This is a genomic window from Burkholderia sp. Ac-20392 (genome assembly GCF_017104585.1).
Lineage (GTDB): Bacteria > Pseudomonadota > Gammaproteobacteria > Burkholderiales > Burkholderiaceae > Burkholderia > Burkholderia lata.
This window is the reverse complement of the sequence record NZ_JAAGPB010000138.1, coordinates 1-18,437: the sequence shown is the minus strand read 5'-3', so window position 1 is coordinate 18,437 and position 18,437 is coordinate 1. Positions and strand designations below refer to the sequence as shown.

The 18,437-nt window shown below is 67.3% G+C and carries 20 protein-coding genes and 1 pseudogene; 20 read left to right on the top strand and 1 reads right to left on the bottom strand.

Annotated features, from left to right (window positions below; all coding sequences use genetic code 11):
* A partial coding sequence (locus tag G3N99_RS17205; RefSeq protein WP_206123005.1) for a TIGR04222 domain-containing membrane protein occupies window positions 1-1,169 on the bottom strand: 1,169 nt, incomplete at its 3' end.
* A gap of 266 nt (window positions 1,170-1,435) precedes the next feature.
* On the opposite strand from G3N99_RS17205, the gene G3N99_RS17200 reads away from it, so the two are divergent.
* From G3N99_RS17200 to G3N99_RS17110, 20 genes and pseudogenes are all read left to right on the top strand, one after another.
* On the top strand, window positions 1,436-3,343 hold the full coding sequence (locus G3N99_RS17200; protein WP_206123004.1) for a beta-galactosidase: 1,908 nt from the start codon (window positions 1,436-1,438) through the stop codon (window positions 3,341-3,343).
* 28 nt (window positions 3,344-3,371) lie between these two features.
* Window positions 3,372-3,593: pseudogene (locus G3N99_RS42380) on the top strand (site-specific integrase); the annotation flags it as partial.
* 589 nt (window positions 3,594-4,182) lie between these two features.
* Complete coding sequence (locus G3N99_RS17190) at window positions 4,183-4,389, top strand: tail protein X (RefSeq protein ID WP_174916720.1); 207 nt, start codon at window positions 4,183-4,185, stop codon at window positions 4,387-4,389.
* A gap of 16 nt (window positions 4,390-4,405) precedes the next feature.
* Window positions 4,406-4,750 carry a putative holin gene (locus G3N99_RS17185; protein WP_069246837.1) on the top strand — a complete coding sequence of 115 codons (345 nt, stop codon included), beginning with the start codon at window positions 4,406-4,408 and terminating at the stop codon, window positions 4,748-4,750.
* A gap of 1 nt (window position 4,751) precedes the next feature.
* Entirely contained in the window at window positions 4,752-5,018 is a 267-nt protein-coding gene (locus tag G3N99_RS17180) for a phage holin family protein (protein ID WP_206123002.1), read from the top strand.
* A 3-nt stretch (window positions 5,019-5,021) separates the two neighbouring features.
* Window positions 5,022-5,867, top strand: a complete 846-nt coding sequence (locus tag G3N99_RS17175) for an N-acetylmuramidase family protein (RefSeq protein WP_206123001.1) — start codon at window positions 5,022-5,024, stop codon at window positions 5,865-5,867.
* A complete protein-coding gene (locus G3N99_RS17170; protein ID WP_206123000.1) occupies window positions 5,864-6,304 on the top strand; it encodes a protein lysB in 441 nt (146 codons plus the stop codon). The genes G3N99_RS17175 and G3N99_RS17170 overlap by 4 nt, the downstream gene beginning before the upstream one ends.
* On the top strand, window positions 6,189-6,428 hold the full coding sequence (gene lysC / locus G3N99_RS41920; RefSeq protein WP_241011696.1) for an Rz1-like lysis system protein LysC: 240 nt from the start codon (window positions 6,189-6,191) through the stop codon (window positions 6,426-6,428). Before G3N99_RS17170 ends, lysC begins: the two co-directional genes overlap by 116 nt.
* On the top strand, window positions 6,421-6,870 hold the full coding sequence (locus tag G3N99_RS17165) for a phage tail protein (RefSeq protein WP_206122999.1): 450 nt from the start codon (window positions 6,421-6,423) through the stop codon (window positions 6,868-6,870). Before lysC ends, G3N99_RS17165 begins: the two co-directional genes overlap by 8 nt.
* A 1,130-nt stretch (window positions 6,871-8,000) precedes the next feature.
* A complete protein-coding gene (locus G3N99_RS17160; protein WP_206122998.1) occupies window positions 8,001-8,687 on the top strand; it encodes a phage baseplate assembly protein V in 687 nt (228 codons plus the stop codon).
* A complete protein-coding gene (locus G3N99_RS17155) occupies window positions 8,684-9,046 on the top strand; it encodes a GPW/gp25 family protein (RefSeq protein ID WP_174940112.1) in 363 nt (120 codons plus the stop codon). The genes G3N99_RS17160 and G3N99_RS17155 overlap by 4 nt, the downstream gene beginning before the upstream one ends.
* Window positions 9,043-9,957 (top strand): baseplate J/gp47 family protein, encoded by a 915-nt coding sequence (locus G3N99_RS17150; protein ID WP_206122997.1) that lies wholly within the window; start codon window positions 9,043-9,045, stop codon window positions 9,955-9,957. The genes G3N99_RS17155 and G3N99_RS17150 overlap by 4 nt, the downstream gene beginning before the upstream one ends.
* Window positions 9,950-10,492 (top strand): phage tail protein I, encoded by a 543-nt coding sequence (locus tag G3N99_RS17145; RefSeq protein WP_206122996.1) that lies wholly within the window; start codon window positions 9,950-9,952, stop codon window positions 10,490-10,492. Before G3N99_RS17150 ends, G3N99_RS17145 begins: the two co-directional genes overlap by 8 nt.
* A gap of 6 nt (window positions 10,493-10,498) precedes the next feature.
* Window positions 10,499-13,063, top strand: coding sequence for a phage tail protein (locus G3N99_RS17140; protein WP_206122995.1), 2,565 nt, complete (start codon window positions 10,499-10,501; stop codon window positions 13,061-13,063).
* Window positions 13,064-13,078: 15 nt separating this feature from the next.
* Window positions 13,079-13,765, top strand: coding sequence for a tail fiber assembly protein (locus G3N99_RS17135; protein WP_206122994.1), 687 nt, complete (start codon window positions 13,079-13,081; stop codon window positions 13,763-13,765).
* Window positions 13,766-13,825: 60 nt separating this feature from the next.
* Window positions 13,826-14,998 (top strand): phage tail sheath protein, encoded by a 1,173-nt coding sequence (locus tag G3N99_RS17130; protein WP_206122993.1) that lies wholly within the window; start codon window positions 13,826-13,828, stop codon window positions 14,996-14,998.
* A gap of 28 nt (window positions 14,999-15,026) precedes the next feature.
* Window positions 15,027-15,536 (top strand): phage major tail tube protein, encoded by a 510-nt coding sequence (locus G3N99_RS17125; RefSeq protein WP_048251463.1) that lies wholly within the window; start codon window positions 15,027-15,029, stop codon window positions 15,534-15,536.
* Window positions 15,537-15,619: 83 nt separating this feature from the next.
* The gene (locus tag G3N99_RS17120; RefSeq protein ID WP_174940339.1) at window positions 15,620-15,991 is read left to right on the top strand and encodes a phage tail assembly protein; all 372 of its coding nucleotides are present in this window, start codon (window positions 15,620-15,622) and stop codon (window positions 15,989-15,991) included.
* An 8-nt stretch (window positions 15,992-15,999) separates the two neighbouring features.
* Window positions 16,000-16,113 (top strand): GpE family phage tail protein, encoded by a 114-nt coding sequence (locus tag G3N99_RS17115; RefSeq protein ID WP_006484104.1) that lies wholly within the window; start codon window positions 16,000-16,002, stop codon window positions 16,111-16,113.
* 15 nt (window positions 16,114-16,128) lie between these two features.
* The coding region (locus G3N99_RS17110; RefSeq protein WP_206122992.1) for a hypothetical protein at window positions 16,129-18,437 on the top strand (2,309 nt) is incomplete at its 3' end.

The window sequence follows — 18,437 nt, the reverse complement described above, 5'->3', positions numbered from 1 at the left end:
CCGCGGCTCAGGCCGACCGCGAGTTTCGCGGCACCGGTGCCCAGCACGAGCAGCACGATTGCACGTGCGGCCATGCGCGACGCGCGCATCTCGCCGGGCGCCCACAGCCAGCCCTGCGCGCGCATCCCGTCGACGACTTCCTGCGCATACCCGACGAGCCGCTCGCGAAACACGTCGTAGCGTACGGTGCCGGACGGCTGCTCCTTGAGCCACACGCAGTGGTCGTCATGCCGGCCTGCGCGGTCCAGATCAGCGATCTGCACGTAGCCGCCCTGTCCGGGGACCGTCCACAGGTCGACCGCGCCCGCATGCGCGAGCGACATCGTCACGACCTGTGCGACCCGTGCCTCGCCGCCGGTGAGATAGGCGACTTCGTCGGTGCTCAGGTCGTCCGACACCTTGCGCGTGCGCGCGCCCCAGCGGCGCCGCCGGAACTCGATCGCCTGCAGCGCGATGATCAGCAACAACGCGACCACGCACGCCGGCACGTAGAACGCGAGAAACTGCGGCCCCGCGTAGTTCAGCACGTTGAAGTCCTGCGCCGACGCGCAGGTCGCGGCGACGCTCGCGGCGGCGGCCGGCCAGACGAGCTTCGGCAGCCGGTCGCGCCAGGTCCTGCCCGCCGGCGGGGCGGCCGGCGAATCCGCGCGCACTGCCCCGTTCACGGCCGACACGTCCAGTTGCTTCGATCCGGGCGCGACCCGCAGGCCGGGTGGCGGCGGCCAGATCGACGCCGGCGGCTCGCAGCCGAACAACCGGCGATAGCTGTCGAGCGTGTCGCGGTAATGCTGCGCATACACGGCGGCCTCGTCCGGCGCGCCCGTGCCGGGCATGTGATGCAGCCGCGCGCGCAGCACACCGGCGCAGAAGACGTCCCAGTATTCGAGCGTGTATTGCAGGTGGAAATGCCACGCGGCATCGACCGCGACCGACGGCGTGACCGGATGTCCGGCCGCCTGCGCGAGAAACGCGAAGCGCTTGTATTCGTCGATCACCGCCAGCGCGTGCGCGTGCGACCAGCCTTCGGCTTCGGCAAGGCGCCGGCTGTACGGCAGCGGCGCGTTCGGGTCGTCGGGGGAATAGGCGTGCAGACGCGCGAGCAGCGCCTGCTGCGCATCGGTCAGCGCGCGGGCATCGACTGCGGTCGAGGTAGACGGTATGGCAGCCATCGGGAGTCGGCGCGATGCGCGGACGGCCGCCGCGATCGTCGCTTGGAGTTGTCGTTGCGGGCGATTCTCGCACAACGGCGAGGCAACACGACACCGGCACGCCGGCTGCGCCAGGTGCCTGTGGTGCGGCCGGTAACGGCCCCCGATCCGACCCGAAGATTGGATTCGTAAGATAATGTTGTGCTACTGAAAGGCGAGCCAGGGCCAGGCTCGGTGAATCCCTAGAAAAGAACCGGAACATAAGTTTGAACAGGCGAAACTTTTTGATGGCGGCAGCGTTGGTGCCGCTTCTCGGGGCATGCGGTCGCGACAAGACGTCCGTGACGTTCGAGCCACGGCAAATCCTGGCCGGCCCCACGCCAAAAAACGGGAGCAGTCACATCCTGACGTTTGGCGACGACGGCATCACCTTCCTGCTCGACGGTGCGCCATTCCAGATTCGTAGCGGCGAGATGCATCCGGCGCGCATCCCGCGCGAGTACTGGCGCCACCGAATCCAGATGGCAAAGGCAATGGGGATGAACACCATCGCCGTCTACGTCATGTGGAATTTCCACGAGACGGCCGCGGGTAAATTCGATTTCGAGTCAGACGAGCGCGACGTCGAAACATTCATGCAGCTCTGCCAGGACGAAGGCATGTGGGTGCTGCTACGGCCCGGCCCGTATATCTGTGGCGAGTGGGATCTCGGTGGCATCCCTTCACGCCTGCTCGCACACGATGACATCCAATTGCGTGTGGGCTCGCACCGTGACCCGCGCTTCATGGATGCGGCACGCCAGTACATTGCCGAGCTGGTGCCGCGAGTGCGCCCGTTGATGTCGGCAAACGGCGGGCCGATCTTGCTGATCCAGATCGAAAACGAGTATGCGACCTACGGCGACGACATCGCCTATCTGGAGGAAATACGGCGCGCATGGGTTGACGGCGGCATCGCGGGACCGTTCTTTACCGACGATGGTGTCAAGCAATTGCGGGAAAACCGAACTGCGCTTGACGGCTGCGCGATCGGCCTCAGTGGGCCAAAGGCGCACGACATTGATCGGATACGCGAAGAATTCCCCGGTTCTACTATCATGGGCGGCGAAGTCTATCCGGGCTTCTTTACCCATTGGGGCGACCAGAAATTCCAGGGGGACGATTCCGATATCTCGCGCGAGCTATCGGATTTCATGCGTTATGGCTTGTCGTTCAGCATTTACGTGATCCACGGCGGCACGAGCTTCGGCTTCACGGCCGGCGCGAACCGCGATCACAAGACAGGCGACTATCAACCTGACATCACGAGCTATGACTACTTCGCACCAATCGACGAGCAGGGACGTGCAGCGGGCAGCTTCACGCGCTACCGCGACCTGATTCAGGCGCACCTATCCGAACCGCTCCCGCCCGTACCGGCCTCACTGCCTACGATTGAACTCGCCGGCGATCATTCGCTGCGGCCATTTCTCTTCGCATCGCTATGGGACAACCTGCCGGCACCGATCGCGACGAGCGACGCGCCGAGGCCGATGGAAATGCACGGCCAACAGGCCGGCTTCGTTCTTTACCGCCACGCCGACATCGGCGGAGCGGGCGGCCCGCTGTCAACCGGCGATGTTCATGACTATGCGACCGTGTTCGTCGACGCCAAATATGCAGGCGGCGTCACGCGAGCGAAAATGCCGCGCTATCTCGCGGAAGGGCTGCGCGTCGTACCAAACAGCGAGCACGTCGCACTTCCGACCGGTGGCCAGGTACTCGACGTGCTCGTCGAAGGCATGGGTCGCGTCAACTACGGTGACGACCTGATTGATCGAAAGGGGATCAACGGGGACGTGACGGTCGGTGCGAAGCCGTTGCGTGAATGGACAACGTATGCGCTCCCGATGGACGCCGAGTACATCACGAGGTTGCGGCAACGCTGCACCGACCCGACGCGACCCGGCCTGTTCTTCAAGGCTGCTCTCATGCTTAACCAGGTAGGCGATACGTTCCTGGACATGCGTGGTTGGATCAAAGGCATTGTATGGGTCAATGGGCGCAACCTCGGCCGCTACTGGAACGTCGGCCCTCAATATCGACTGTTCTGCCCCGCTCCGTGGCTGCGAACCGGGTACAACGAAGTGGTGATCTTCGACATGCATCAAATCACGCCGGCGCCAATCGACCTTCGTTCAACGCTCACCGGTTGATCCGCCGCCGCGCCGCGGCAGCCTTGGCATTACGCTCGACCACCCCACCGGGGGCGGTCCGGTCATACAAGGCAGCACCAGCACCCGCAACCAAGCGCAGGCCCAGGCGTTCCACGACCGGCTGAAGGTCGAGCCGTGGAACCACGCGAGGCTCGACCACAAGCCGCACCACGCCTGGAACGCTGCGGTCATCCGCCAAGTCGGCGATCGCGAGGGGTTGCCGGGCCTGGAAACGTCGAAAACGCACCTGCCCGTTGCGCAGGTGATCGAGTCGCCACCGGCAGCCGCGCCAGCAACAGCAGAAACACGGCTGACCGGCACCGGCTAACTGCAATTTCATCGTAGTCAGGGGGCAACGATGAAGTAACGACACCGCCGAGAACCTGACCAGGTTCGACTTGCCCGGCTGGGATCGAACCAGCAACCCCTGCCTTCGGAGTTTTACCTACGTTCGCCCGGCCCTTGCCCGACAAGGCGCGACGCGCGTCGCACAGCGCAAAACCAAGGCTGCACAAGGTCAACCAAGGCCGCCCCGGCTCACGCCAGCTGCAATCCGGCTGCACGGCACACGCCATGCCCGTTCGCCCGCTCGCTCGCGATCATCCAGCCCTCCCCTGAAAGCGTAAGACGCGATGCACGTCCCGACACGCGCCGCGCTGTGTCTCCGCACAGTCCACGCATGCGTGTCGTTGAACGCCGCCCGGTGAAGCTCGACCATGGGAACCCTCTCCACTGCCTCACGCCCGGGACCTCGCCATGGCAAGCAGCACGACCTCGACAAGCCTCCACCCCGCGCCAGCCAGCGACTGCGTCGCGTTCCCGCATCAGGAGCGCCGGCCATGATCGTGCGCACCTTGCAGGGCGACACCGTCGACGCGCTGTGCTGGCGCCATTACGGCCGCACGGACGGCACCGTCGAAACCGTGCTCGAAGCCAACACCGGGCTCGCCAGCCTCGGCGTCGTGCTGCCGGCCGACACGCCCGTCCATTTGCCGCCGCTCGACACCGCCACGCGCGCACGGCCGTTGCTGCAACTGTTTGACTGACCCTGGAATCGCCTGCATGGCCGAACCGAACCTCACCACCGCCGCGATGCTGTCCGCCGCGATCGGCGTCGCCGGGCTCGCGCCCGGCATCGACGGCAACGCGCTGATCGGCGCGTTCACGGGCGCCGCGCTCGTGGTCGTCACGTCGAAGGAGATCGGCGTCGCTCGGCGCGCCGCCTACCTGCTGATCTCGCTCGTGATGGGCTATCTCGCCGCACCGGAAATCGTCGGCGCCACGCCGATCCATTCGACGGGCGTCGCCGCGTTCTTCGCGGCCGCGCTCGTCATCGCCGTCACGCTGCAACTCATCGAACGGGTCAAGACGCTGGATCTGCTCGCACTGTTCCGCAAGGGGGGATGACATGCCGCTCCCGCTCGTGCTGATCGCGCTCTGCGCGCACGTCACCGTGCTCGTGCGCGTGCTCACCTACCGGCGCAACGGTGCGCGGCACCGGCATCGCGCGTCCTGGTTCGCCTGGATCGTCGTCGCGGTCGCCGGCGGCGCATCGATCGAATTGCTGCTGCATGCCGGCTCCGTCGGCTTCTTCGAAGCGGCCACCGCGGTCCTGCTGGCGATGTCCGTCTGCGGCACGCGCGGCAACGTCGCTCGCCTGCTCAGGAGTGAATGAATCATGAAGACCCGCCGCCTCGGCGACCACGGTGACGACGTCGGCCTGCTGCAACGCCGGCTGATCCGCGCCGGCTATCCGGTGCAGGTCACGCACCTCTATGACGCGGCGACCGAAGCCGCCGTGATCGCGCTGCAACGGAACACCGGCCTCGTCGACGACGGCATCGCCGGCCCGAAGACCTGTGCCGCGCTGGCCACCGGCCGGCGCGACCCGACCCACCTCGCGCTCGCCGATCTCGAACGCGCCACACGCACGCTCGACGTGCCGCTCGCGTGCATTCGCGCGGTCAACGAAGTCGAGTCGCGCGGCGCCGGGTTCCTGCCCGACGGCCGGCCCGTGATCCTGTTCGAACGCCACGTGTTCTGGAAACGGCTGCAGGCACGCGGCATCGATCCCGCACCGTTCGCGGCGCGACAGCCGGACATCGTGTCGCGCACACGCGGCGGCTATCGCGGCGGCGCCGCGGAATACACGCGCCTCGCGGCGGCCGAGTCGATCGATGCCGGCGCCGCCTGGGAATCCGCGAGCTGGGGCGCGTTCCAGGTGATGGGCTATCACTGGGAACGCCTCGGCTATGCCGGCATCGACGAATTCGTCGCGTGCATGGAGAGCGGCGAAGCCCAGCACCTCGACGCCTTCGTCCGCTACATCGCGGCCGACAACGCACTGCGCCGCGCGCTCCGCGACCGCCAGTGGGCCGCATTCGCACGCGCGTACAACGGCCCCGACTATGCGGCGAACCTGTACGACGTGAAGCTCGCGCGCGCCTATGACCGCTATGCGTCGCAACCGGCCGCGTCGACGCCGGGCGGATCCGCATCCGTTGGCGCCACGCCCGCCGCATGAACGGGCTCGCCGCGAAATTCGCTGCCTGCGTCGCCGCGCTTGCCGCGTGCGCCGCCGCGGCACTGTACGTGCATGCGCTGCACGCCGACCTCGGCGCCACCCGGCAGCAACTCGTCGATGCACGACAGGCGCTTGCCGGGCGCGACGACGTCATCTCGCGCATGCGGCAGGACACGGCCGAGCGCGCCCGACAGCAGGCCCGGCTCGACCGCTCGCAGGCCGCGATCGCATCGAAGCTCGACGCCACCCGACTTGAAAACCGGAGATTGACCGATGAAAACGCCGCGCTTCGCGCCTGGGCTGGCACTCGTCTGCCTGACGATGTTGTCCGCCTGCAAGCCAATCCCGCTCTCACCGGCGCCGACGCTTACGTCGAATTCGTGCCAGGCGGTGAGCCCCTGCACGCTGCCGATGCTCGCGCCCCGCACCAACGGTGAGCTCGATGCCGCGCTCACGCTCGCGAAGGCTGCGTGGGCGACCTGCGCGGCCCAAGTCGACATGATCGCGGCGTGCCAGGCCGGCACACCCGTACCCGACCACGGAGCACATCCGCATGATTAAGCCAGACAGCCTGCGGCGGGCGCTCGTCGCCGCGATCCCGTCGCTCGGGACCGAACCGGGCGCGCTGACCGTGCTCGTCGAGCAGGGATCGATCGCGACGACCGGCACGCTGACGCCGTCGTTCGAATACCGGTACACGGCCCACGTGCTCGCGACGAATTTCTCCGGCGACACGGATCCCGTGTTCGTCGCGGTCGTCGAATGGGTCCGCAAGAACCAGCCGGATCTCGTGACGAACCCTGCCGCACGTACGAGTAGCATCACCTTCGAGGTCGGCGTTCGCGACCAGGCGGCAGTCGACCTGTCGATCCGGCTGGCGCTGACGGAAAGCGTCAACGTCACGACCGGGCCCGATGGCCGGCATGTGATCACCCACGTCGACGACACGCAGGTCGACCCGGCCAACACGCTGACCTGGGTCGCGCTGCCGCAAATCAGGTAAGCCTGGCGGGCGGCGGCCCGTCTTCCTGCACACGGCATCGACGCCGCGTGCGGTCGAGAGAACACCATGCACCGCGCGTGCTCGGTTTTCTGCAGCGTTCATTCATCAGGTAAGCCCAGCTGGCGGCCGCCCGTCTTCCTGCACACGGCATCGACGCCGCGTGCGGTCGAGAGAACACCGTGCAACGCGCGTGCTCGGTGTTCTGCTGCGTTCATTCATCAGGTAAGCCCGGCGGGCGGCCGCCCCTCTTCCTGCATAAGGCATCGACGCCGCGTGCGGTCGAGAGAACTCCATGCACCGCGCGTGCTCGGTTTTCTGCAGCGTTCATTCATCAGGTAAGGCCAGCTGGCGGCCGCCCGTCTTCCTGCACACGGCATCGACGCCGCGTGCGGTCGAGAGAACACCATGCACCGCGCGTGCTCGGTTTTCTGCAGCGTTCATTCATCAGGTAAGCCCAGCTGGCGGCCGCCCGTCTTCCTGCACACGGCATCGACGCCGCGTGCGGTCGAGAGAACACCGTGCACCGCGCGTGCTCGGTTTTCTGCAGCGTTCATTCACCAGGTAAGCCCAGCTGGCGGCCGCCCGTCTTCCTGCACACGACATCGACGCCGCGTGCTATCGAACGAACACCGTACACCGTGCGTGCGCAGTGTTCCGCCGCGTTCATTCTCCGCCGGAACGGCTGCGCGTCGCTGCCGGACATCTCGTCTCGCCCTCGTCGTTTCGCCCGCCGTGGCGAACTCGCCTGTCGCGATCGCAACGCCGATCGCCGGCTCGTGCATCGCCCTCGAATCGACCGGCATCGGCGACGCGCGCCGCGTCGACGTCGTCGCTCGTGGCAACACCTCCATGCACGCTCCATCCTGGTGTCCCGCCGCAACACGCCCGCCTGCCTTTCACAGTCACGCGATCCATCGCACCGCCACCCTGTCGCCCCTCTGGGCATCGATCCACTCACGCATTCCAGCCTCGCTGGCGACATCGCCCGGGCGCACGACGCCATCCTCACACTGACCGGTGATGCGATTCTCGACGCGCGCCTTCGCGCCGGCATCCGGTGCGCGCTGTCCTCGTTGCGACGACACAGGCCATCGCTCGCGCCCTGGCTGCCCGGCCGTCACCATGGCTGCATGGACGCAAATGAAATTCAACGGCAGGCACGCAACGCGGTGCGCAAGGGAACGATCCTCGCGGTCGACCATGCGGCTGCGTTGTGCCGCGTCTCGGTCGGCGACGCCGACTCCGACGGCAGCGGCCTGCAGACCAACTGGATTCCGTGGGTCGCCGGCACCGCCGGCGGCACGCGCGACTGGCTGCCGCCGACGCCCGGCGAACAGGTCGTGCTGCTCTGTCCGATGGGCGATCCGGCGCAGGGCGTCGCGCTGCGCGGCGTCTATTCGAATGCCGCGCCGGCACCCGCCTCGAGCCCGGACACCCACGCACGCGTCTACCCCGACGGCGCAAGCATCACGTACGACCACGCCGCGCATGCGCTCACGGCCGAGCTGCCCGCCGGCGCGACCGTGCGCATCGTCGCGCCGGGATCGGTCGTCGTGCAGACCCGCGACGCCACCGTGAAGGCCGAACGCATCACGTTCGACGCGCCGCAGACGACCTGCACCGGCGCGATGACGGTCAAGGGCCCGTTCGCGTTCGAATCGGGCATGACCGGCACCGGCGGCACCGGCGGCGGCGCCACGATGCAGATCGACGGCGCGGCCACCTTCACCCGCGAGGTGAAATCCCAGGGCATCAGCCTCCCGCATCACACGCATCGCGAACAAGGCGATGGACAACTCGTGAGCGCACCGCAATGAAAGGCATGAACGCGAACACCGGCCGCTCGATCTCGGGCCTGGACCACTTCTACCAGTCGATCGGCAGGATCGTGACGACGCCGCTCGCGTCGTGCGTGAAACGCCGCACGTTCGGCTCCGAGCTGCCCGACCTGATCGACGCACCCGGCAACGGCACCGTGCGCACCCGGCTGTACGCGGCCGTCGCGACGGCGCTCATGCGCTGGGAACCGCGCCTGACGCTCACCCGCGTCGTGCTCGCCTCGGACGACGCGAATGCGGCGGCCGGGTCGGTCTATCTCGACATCGAAGGCTGGACCGGCGAGAACGGCACGGCCGTGTCGACCCGCGTGCCGGTGACGAACGGGAGCCCGGCATGAGCGTGACGCCGATCGACCTCTCGCAGCTGCCGTCGCCCGACGTCGTCGAAACGATCGACTACGAAACCCTGCTTGCCGCGCGCAAGGCACGGTTCGTATCGCTCTACCCGGCCGACGAACGGGCCGAAATCACCGCGACGCTCGCGCTCGAATCGGAGCCGATCGTGAAGCTGCTGCAGGAAAACGCGTACCGCGAGATCGTGCTGCGGCAGCGCGTGAACGACGCCGCGCGTGCCGTGATGCTCGCCTACGCGGTCGGCACGGACCTCGATCATCTCGCGGCGCTGTTCGGCATCCGGCGTCTGACGATCACGCCCGCCGATCCGGAACACAACCTCGCGGCGGTCATGGAAAGCGATGCCGACCTGCGCGCCCGCACGCAGCTCGCGCCGCAGAGCCTGTCCGTCGCCGGCCCCGAAGGCGCGTACGTTTCGCACGCACGCAACGCGGACGGCCGCGTGCTCGACGCGTCGGCCGTCAGCCCGGCACCGTGCGAAGTCCTCGTCTCGGTGCTGGCGCGCGATGGCGACGGCACGGCGGACCCGGCACTGATCGCCGCGGTGGCGGCCGCGCTGCAGGCCGACGACGTGCGGCCGCTCACCGACAAGGTCACCGTGCGCGGCGCGGAAATCCTGCGCTACCAGGTGCGCGCGCGGCTCGTGTTCTTTGCCGGCCCGGATCGCGCGGTGGCGCTCGCGGAAGCCAACCGCGCGATGAAGAAGTACACCGAATCCATGCACCGCCTCGGGATGGAAGTCACGCTCGACGGGATCTACGCAGCCGCCCGCGCGGCCGGCGTGCAGAAGGTCGTTCTCGAAAGCCCGCTCGCCGGCCTGCCGGCGACGAAGCAGCAGGCGCCGTACTGCACCGGGATCGAGCTGATCGACGGCGGGGTGTACAGCAATGAATGACGTCCTCCCGCCGAACGCGACGCGGCTCGAACGCCGGTTCGCCGCGACGAACGCCCGCATCGACGACGTGCCGACGCCGCTCGCGACGCTGATGAATCCGGACGCGATCCGCTCCGACCTGCTGCCGTGGCTCGCGTGGCACCTCGGCGTCGACGCCTGGAAGGACTACTGGCCCGAGTACGTGAAACGCGCCCGGGTCGGGCAGGCGATTCCGATTGCCCGCCGCAAGGGCACCGCCGCCGCGGTGCGCGAAGTCGTCGCGGCCTTCGGCGGAAACATCGTCCTGCGTGAATGGTTCGAGCAGCGCCCGACTGGCCAGCCCGGCACGTTCGACCTCGTGATGACGGTCAGCGGCCAGGAGGGCCAACCGCCGACCGCCGAATACATCGCCGACATCCTCGCGGAAATCGACCGGACCAAGCCCGTACGGGCGCACTACACGTTCACGCAGGGCTTCGAGATGCGGGGCCGACAACCGGTCGGCGCCGCCGCGCGCGTGGCGGCCTATCGCCGCCTGAACCTCACCGACTACTGATCGCACATGGCAACCCAGATCATCATCACCGACGCCGGCCGTGCCGCGCTCGTCGCCGCCGGCAACGGCGGCACGAACGCCCACCAGGTCGTGGAAATCGGCCTGGCGAACGCGCCGTTCGTCGCCGACAAGGGGCTCACGAAGCTGCCGAACGAGCTGAAGCGGATCAAGTCCTTCGGCGGCGCCAACGTCGCGCCGGACACGATTCATACGACGCTGAAGGACGACACCGCAGACCAGTACTCGCTGTACGGGTTCGGCCTCTATCTCGAGAACGGCGTGCTGCTGGCCAGCTATGGCCAGGCGACGCCGATCATGGAGAAGTCGCCGGCCGCGATGCTGCTGCTGTCGTCCGACCTGCAGTTCGCGACGATCGACGCGACGAAACTCGTATTTGGCGACGCATCGTTCCTGAATCCGCCGGCGACCACCGAGCGGCAAGGCGTGGTCGAGCTGGCGACGCAGGCGGAGGTGAACGCCGGTGCGGACGATACGCGCGCCGTGACGCCGAAAACCGCGGCGTCGCGATACGCGGCGTTGACCGGGGCGAAGTTCACCGGGCCTGTCGTCACCGAGTTCGATGCGGGTCCGGATACGGCGCATGTCACGATTCGCCCGCCGTCGGGCAAGAGTGGGCGTGAAGGCCGCATGCGCCTGTATGGCACGTTCAGCGGTACCGGTACCGATACCGGGTCGCGCCTCGTCGCGACGATGCGCTCGGGTTTCGACAACGGCGCCTGGGGGCGCGAATACGTCGACCTGTGGCTCAACCGTGCGGTCAACGACAACGAGAACGACGCGAATCAGGCGCTCGCCCTGCGCGTCGCTTACGGTGGCCGTGTGCTGATCGGGATGACGAGCGACGACGGCACGAACAGTCTGCAAGTCAACAACGGTCTCGCCGTGGCGCGCTACGGATCCGCACAGCGTGTGGCGCTATCGGCCGGCGTGCTCAACGCAGTGAACTCGTATTCGTATCCTGCGAACGCGAGCCCGCTCGTGCTCAATTCGACCACGGATGCGTCGAATGCCGGTGTGACCGGCGGCAGCGTCGGGATCAATTTCCAGGTCCTGGGCGAGACCAAGGCCTCCATCAGCCAGAACGGCAACGTGTTGATCGGTCAACCGAAGGACGCCGGCACGCACTTGCTGCAGGTTGGCGGAAACGCCACGTTCAAGGGCGGGTTGACCTCCCGTGCAATGGACTCCGCCGGCGCGCAATTCCGCGCAATCTCCAACGACTACGGCGCCTTCCTGCGCAACGACGGCACGAACGTGTATCTGCTGTCGACGAACAAGGGCGATCCGGAGGGTCAGTGGAATGATTTCCGTCCGTTTGCCTGGTCGCTCGCCGACGGGATCGTCCGCATCAGCGACAGCGGCGCCCTGACAAACATCGGCGGTGATCTCGCAATCGGCAGGAATACGGATGAAGGACACATCCGGCTCGGCCCTGTCGACGGCCATTTCTACGCCAATGCCCATTCGGTGGGCTGGTGGGGTAAAGCCGACTCGTTCCAGTACATCCTGGACGACCATACCTTCCGCATCAACGGCAACGTGGTGTGGCACACGGCAAACCTCACCCCGCTCGACCGTCGGACCGGCGGCACGATGTCGGGCGATCTCTGGTTCGATCCGGGCAAGCGGATTTTCCTGTCGGAAGGCAGCGCAAAAGCACCGTCCCTCACGTTCATCAACGACGGTGCGCCGGACACGGGCCTTTACCACATCAACGACGGGTCGTTCGGCGTGACCTGTAACGGGATTGCGCAGGTTTCATTCACACCGGGCGGAACGACCTTCCAGACACCCGTGCAGGGCCCGACACCTGCGACGGGAGATCGCTCTAAAGCGCTCGCCACGACCGAATGGGTACTGGCGGCCATTTCGACGGCGACGGTCGGCCAGATCGTATTCGAGCCGCGCACGCTGCCGCGCGCCGGGTTCCTGAAAGCCAACGGTGTGCTCGTCAATCGCGCCGACTACCCCGCGCTTTGGGCCTATGCGCAGGCCAGCGGCACGCTTGTCTCGGACGATGAATGGCGCAACCAGCGATGGGGTTGTTTCTCGTCCGGCGACGGCTCGACGACGTTCCGCCTGCCGGAGCTGCGCGGCGAATTCATCCGGTGCTGGGACGACGCCCGCGGCGTCGACACCAATCGCATCCTCGGCTCGTGGCAGGACAGCGCGAACCGCTCGCACGGCCACGTCGCCAGCGCGGCCGAAGTTGGCGATCACGCGCACTCGGCCTGGACCGACGGGCAGGGACAGCACGGCCACGGCGTCAATGACCCCGGCCACGCACACGGTGTCCGGATGGGTCGTGTCGGCGTCGTCGCCACCTCCTACGGCCAGGGCTGGGGCCCGTACAACTGGGACCGGCAGGACATGCACGGCACCGAGGGCGCAGGTACCGGCATCTGGTTGAGCGAAGCCGGCAACCACGGCCACAACGTCGGCATCGGCGGCTCCGGTCGCCACAGCCACGCCATCACCGTCAACCTCGACGGCGCCAACGAATCGCGTTCGCGCAACGTCGCGCTGCTCGCGTTGATCCGCGCTTATTAACCTGGACCCCGAAACATGCTGATCCACCACTACAACCAGTCGACCGGCGAATACCTGAGCAGCGGCCAGCCCGACGCCGATCCGCGCAACTCCGAACGCTGGCTCGTGCCGTCATGGGCGACGTTCGACGAGCCGCCGGCGCGCACGCCGACGACCTGGCCGTTCTATCGCGACAACGCGTGGACGCTGTTGCCGGACTTCCGCGGCCGCCTCTGCTATCGCACCGACACGGGCGAACCGGTCGAAATCGCGACCGCAGGCAAGACGCCCGACGAGCTCGGCCTCACGACCGAACCGCAACCGTCGCCGCGCCACGCGTGGATCAACGGCGCGTGGGCGATCCCGGCTGCGCTGCTCGAGCGCGAAAAACGCGACGCCTCGATGGCCGAGTTCGAGCGCCGCCTGGAAGCCGCACGCAAGGCAAACGCCGGCAAGGCCGATGCCTACGCAGCGGGCTTGCTCGATGACGAAGGCGTCTACTACTTCAAGGCCTGGTCGGCCTACCAGATGGCACTCGTTTCGGTCGTCCAGGCCGACACGTTCCCCGATTCGGTGACGTGGCCGACTACGCCGGCGCCGTACGTCCCGCCTCCGCCTTCGAAGCCGGAACCGGAACCGCAGCCGACGCCGCAGCCGGAACCCCAACCCCAGCCCGACGAGCCCAGCGCACCTGCAGCTCCGGTCGCGGACCCCGCGGCCTGATCCGCACGGGATTTCTCCCGTTCTCTTTCATCTGATCTGCATACACAGGAGCCACACACCATGCCGCAGGATTATCACCACGGCGTACGCGTCATCGAAATCAACGAGGGCTCGCGCCCGATCCGCACCGTGTCGACGGCTGTCGTCGGCATCGTCTGCACCGCGTCCGACGCCGATGCCACCGCCTTCCCGCTCGACACGCCCGTCCTGCTGACCAACGTCGTCGCCGCGCTCGGCAAGGCCGGCACCAAAGGCACGCTGCGCCGCACGCTCGATGCGATCGGCCGTCAGACCAAACCCGTCACGATCGTCGTGCGCGTCGCCGACGGCAAGGACGCCGCCGAGACGGCGACCAACGTGATCGGCACCGTCACCGCCGACGGCAAGTACACCGGCATGAAGGCGCTGCTCGGTGCGCGGGCACGCTTCGGCGTGAAGCCGCGCATCCTCGCGACGCCGGGCCTCGACACGCAACCCGTCGCCACGGCGCTCGCGTCGATCGCGCAGTCGCTGCGCGCATTCGCGTACGTGTCGGCCAACGGCTGCAAGACGAAGGAAGAAGCCGTCACCTATCGCAAGCAGTTCAGCCAGCGCGAACTGATGGTCGTCTGGCCGGACTTCCTCGCGTGGGACGACACGACCAACAAGACGGTCGTGGTGCCGGCCACCGCATATGCGGCCGGCCTGCGCGCGAAGATCGACAACGACACGGGCTGGCACAAGACGCTGTCGAACGTCGGCGTGAACGGCGTCACCGGCATCAGCGCCGACGTGTCGTGGGACCTGCAGGATCCGGCGACGGACGCGGGCTTCCTCAACGAGCAGGACGTGACGACGCTCGTGAACCGCAACGGCTTCCGCTTCTGGGGCTCGCGCACGTGCTCGGACGATCCGCTGTTCGCGTTCGAGAACTACACGCGCACCGCGCAGGTCATCGCCGATTCGATCGCCGAAGCGCAGATGGCGATCATCGACGGCCCGCTCAACCCGTCGCTGCCGCGCGACATCATCGAAACGATCAACGCCAAGTTCCGCGAATGGATTTCGCAGGGCTACCTGATCGGCGGCTCGGCCTGGTACGACCCGGAGCCGAACACGACCGACGTGCTGAAGTCCGGCAAGGCGTATCTCGACTACGAATACACGCCGGTTCCGCCGCTCGAAAACCTGATGCTGCGCCAGCGCATCACCGACCGTTACCTCGCCGATTTCGCCGCGCGCGTCAGCGCGTAACGACCGGCCTCACCAGGAGTCAAACACGATGGGTATGCCTCGCAAACTCAAGGGATTCAACCTGTTCCAGAACGGCGAGAACTTCGTCGGCCAGGTTGTCGAAGTCACGCTGCCGAAGCTCACGCGCAAGATGGAGGACTACCAGGGCGGCGGCATGAGCGGCCCGATCAAGGTCGACTTCGGGCAGGAAGGGATCCAGCTCGAATGGACCTGCGGCGGCTTCATGCGCTCCGTGCTCGGGCAATACGCGATCACGAAGCACGACGGCGTGCTGCTGCGCTTCGCCGGCGGCTACCAGTCCGAGGATTCGACCAACGTCGACGCGATCGAGATCGTCATCCGCGGCCGCCACAGCGAAATCGACCCGGGCACCGCGAAGTCGAAGGAAGACACCGCGTTCAAGGTCACGACCGTCGCCAGCTACTACAAGCTGTCCGTGAACGGCCAGGACGTGATCGAGATCGACTTCGTCAACATGATCGAGAAGGTCAACGGCAACGACCTGTTCGCCGCGCTGCGCAACGCGATCGGCCTGTAATCCGCCGCCCGGCCGGTTACGCCGGCCGGGCCCTTCCTCGCCCTTCCCCCCGATTGATCACCGACAGGACCACCATGAATCCGATGCAACCCGACCCGGCCGCGAACGACTCGCAGGCCGATACGTCCGCCGTCGCCGCGATCGCCGCGCCCGACCAGGACGATCCGTCCACCCACACGCTCGACACGCCGCTCGTGCGCGGCAACCAGACGATCACGTCGATCACGCTGCGCAAGCCGAAATCGGGCGAGCTGCGCGGCGTGTCGCTGTCCGACCTCGTCAGCCTCGACGTCGTCGCGCTGTCGAAAGTGCTGCCGCGCATCAGCTCGCCGATGCTGACCGAAGCCGACGTCGCCGGCATCGACCCCGCCGACCTCGTGCAGCTGGGAGGCATCTTCGCCGGTTTTTTGATGCCGAAGGCCGTGAAATCCCGACTGGCCTCCCAGACCGCGTAGAAGACCCGATGGCAGACATCGCGACGGTGTTCGGCTGGACACCGCCCGTGATGGATGCCTTCAGCCTGGCCGAGCTGATGGACTGGCGCGAGCGCGCACGAGTACGCGCCGGCGCCCAATGAGCGAAACGATCGACGATGGACAACACCACGAAACTGCGCGTCATGTTCGACATGGTCGACAACATGACGAAGCCCCTGCAAATGATGCTGACCGGCAACAAGGGGCTGGCCGATTCGCTGCGGGCCACCCGCCGCGAGCTGGATGACATGGCGAAGACGCAGAAGCGCATCGGCGAGTTTCGCGAGATGCGCAAGGGCCTCGCCAATACGGCATCGGATCTCTCGGCGGCACGCGCGCGCGTCGACACACTCGCCCAGTCGCTGCGCGCGACCCGCTCGCCGTCGCAACAGATGATCAGCGACTTCAACAAGGCGCAACGCGCGGCCGAGAACCTGGCGTCCGCGCACCACTACCAGGCCGGCCGTGTACAAGCCATGCGCACCCAGCTCGCCGGCGCGGGCATCGACACGCGCAACCTGTCGCGGGACGAGCGCAACCTCCGCGCGACGATGGCGTCGCGTGCGTCGATGATCGACGCAGGGGTGCGCGGGTACGACACCCGGCGCCAGCAGCAAGCCGACGCCCGGCGCGCGAAGATCGACGCACTGCGCGGCGTCGGCGAGAAGTGGGCGAAGCGCGGCGAGTCGGTCAAGGGCGTCGGCAAGAACATGCTCGGCATGCTGTCCGATCCGCTCGCCGCCGCGAAGCAGGCCGAAAGCGAAACGCTGCGCATGCGCGCGGCGGGTGCGTCGGCCGATGCGGTGAAGTTCGCGCGCGCGCAGCAGGCCTATGGCCTGTCGACCATCGACAACCTGAGCCTGATGCGCGAGACGCTGTCGGCGGTGGGCGGCGACGAGCAACGCGCACGGGTCGCCATGCCGGTGCTCGAGGACATGAAATTCGCGAACGAGGCGCTGTTCGGCAAGGAAGACGCGAAGAAGAACGTCGACCAGTTCATGGGCATGGTGAAGGTGATCGACCTGCGCGGCGGCACGAAGGATGGCGAAGCGGTTCGCGCCGAAGCGAACATCGTGCAGAAGATGCAGACGGCGACCGGCGGCAAGGTCAGCAGCGACGAGTGGAACAATTTCGCCGAATCGGGTGGCGCTGCGGCCAAGAAGTTGCGCACCGACGCGTTCTATTACCAGATGCAGCCGCTCATCGAGAAGCTTGGCGGCAAGTCGGCCGGCGCAGGCCTGGCCGCACTGTCCGGCAGCGCGCTCGAGGGCAAGTCGACGGGGCTCGCCGCGCAACGGCTGGCGGCGCTGGGCCTGGTCGATCCGAAAGGGCTCACGCACCGGAAGAACGGCACGATCGCCGGGCTCAAGGCAGGCGCGCTGACGGGCAGCGACATGCTGCAGGCGTCGCCGTTCGAATGGCTCGAAAAGGTGCTGCTGCCGAAGCTCGCCGCCAAGGGCATCACGAGCCCCGACAAGGTCAAGGCCGAGCTGGCGAAACTGTTCCCCGACAAGGCCGCGGGGAGCCTGCTCACCACGATGTACGAGCAGCGCGAGCAGATCCACGACACCGAGCGGCAAAGCGCCGCCGCCGACGGCGTCACCGGCATGCGGGCGAAGGCCGCGGATTCGACCGCGGGCCGCGAGCTCGCCGTGCTCGCGCAGTTGCGCGACCTGAAGCTCGAGATCGGCGAGAAGATCACGCCGATGTACAACGCGGCGCTGGACGTCACCGCCTCCGTGCTCGGGAAGATCGTGAAGTTCGTGCGCGAACACGGCACGGCCACCCGCATCCTCGCCACGGCTTTCGCGGGGCTGGGCGGTGTACTCACGGTCGTGGGCACGCTGGCGAGCGTCTTCGGCAACGTGCTCGGATCGGTGAACGTGCTCCGCTTCGCGACGTCGATGGTCAGCGCGTTCAGGCTCGTCGGTCAGGCATTCATGGTGCTCGGCCGGCTGGCGCTGGCGAATCCGCTGATGTTCGTGATCGGCATGATTGCGGGGGCCGCCATCTACGTCTGGCAGCACTGGGACACGCTCGGCCCGAAATTCATCGCGCTGTGGGAAGCCATCAAGGACGCGTTCGGCGCGGCCGGCGACTGGATCACCGCGAAATGGGACGCCACCGTCGAGTGGGTGAAGACCGCGATCGGCGGCATCGGCGACTGGTTCGGCGACATCGGCACGCGCTTCCAGGAAATCGGCGCCAGCCTGGTGTCGGGTCTCGTCGACGGCATCAAGAGCCGCTTCGTCGCGGTGAAGGATACGATCGGCGGCGTGGGCAGTTCGATGCGCGACTGGGTCAAGGAAAAACTCGGCATAAAGGCTTCGACCACGCCCGACGACGGCACGGCCGGCGCAACTGCCGGCGCCCCGTCACTCATGGCCCGCACCGCCGCCGCGCTCACGACCACCGCCGCGCTGGG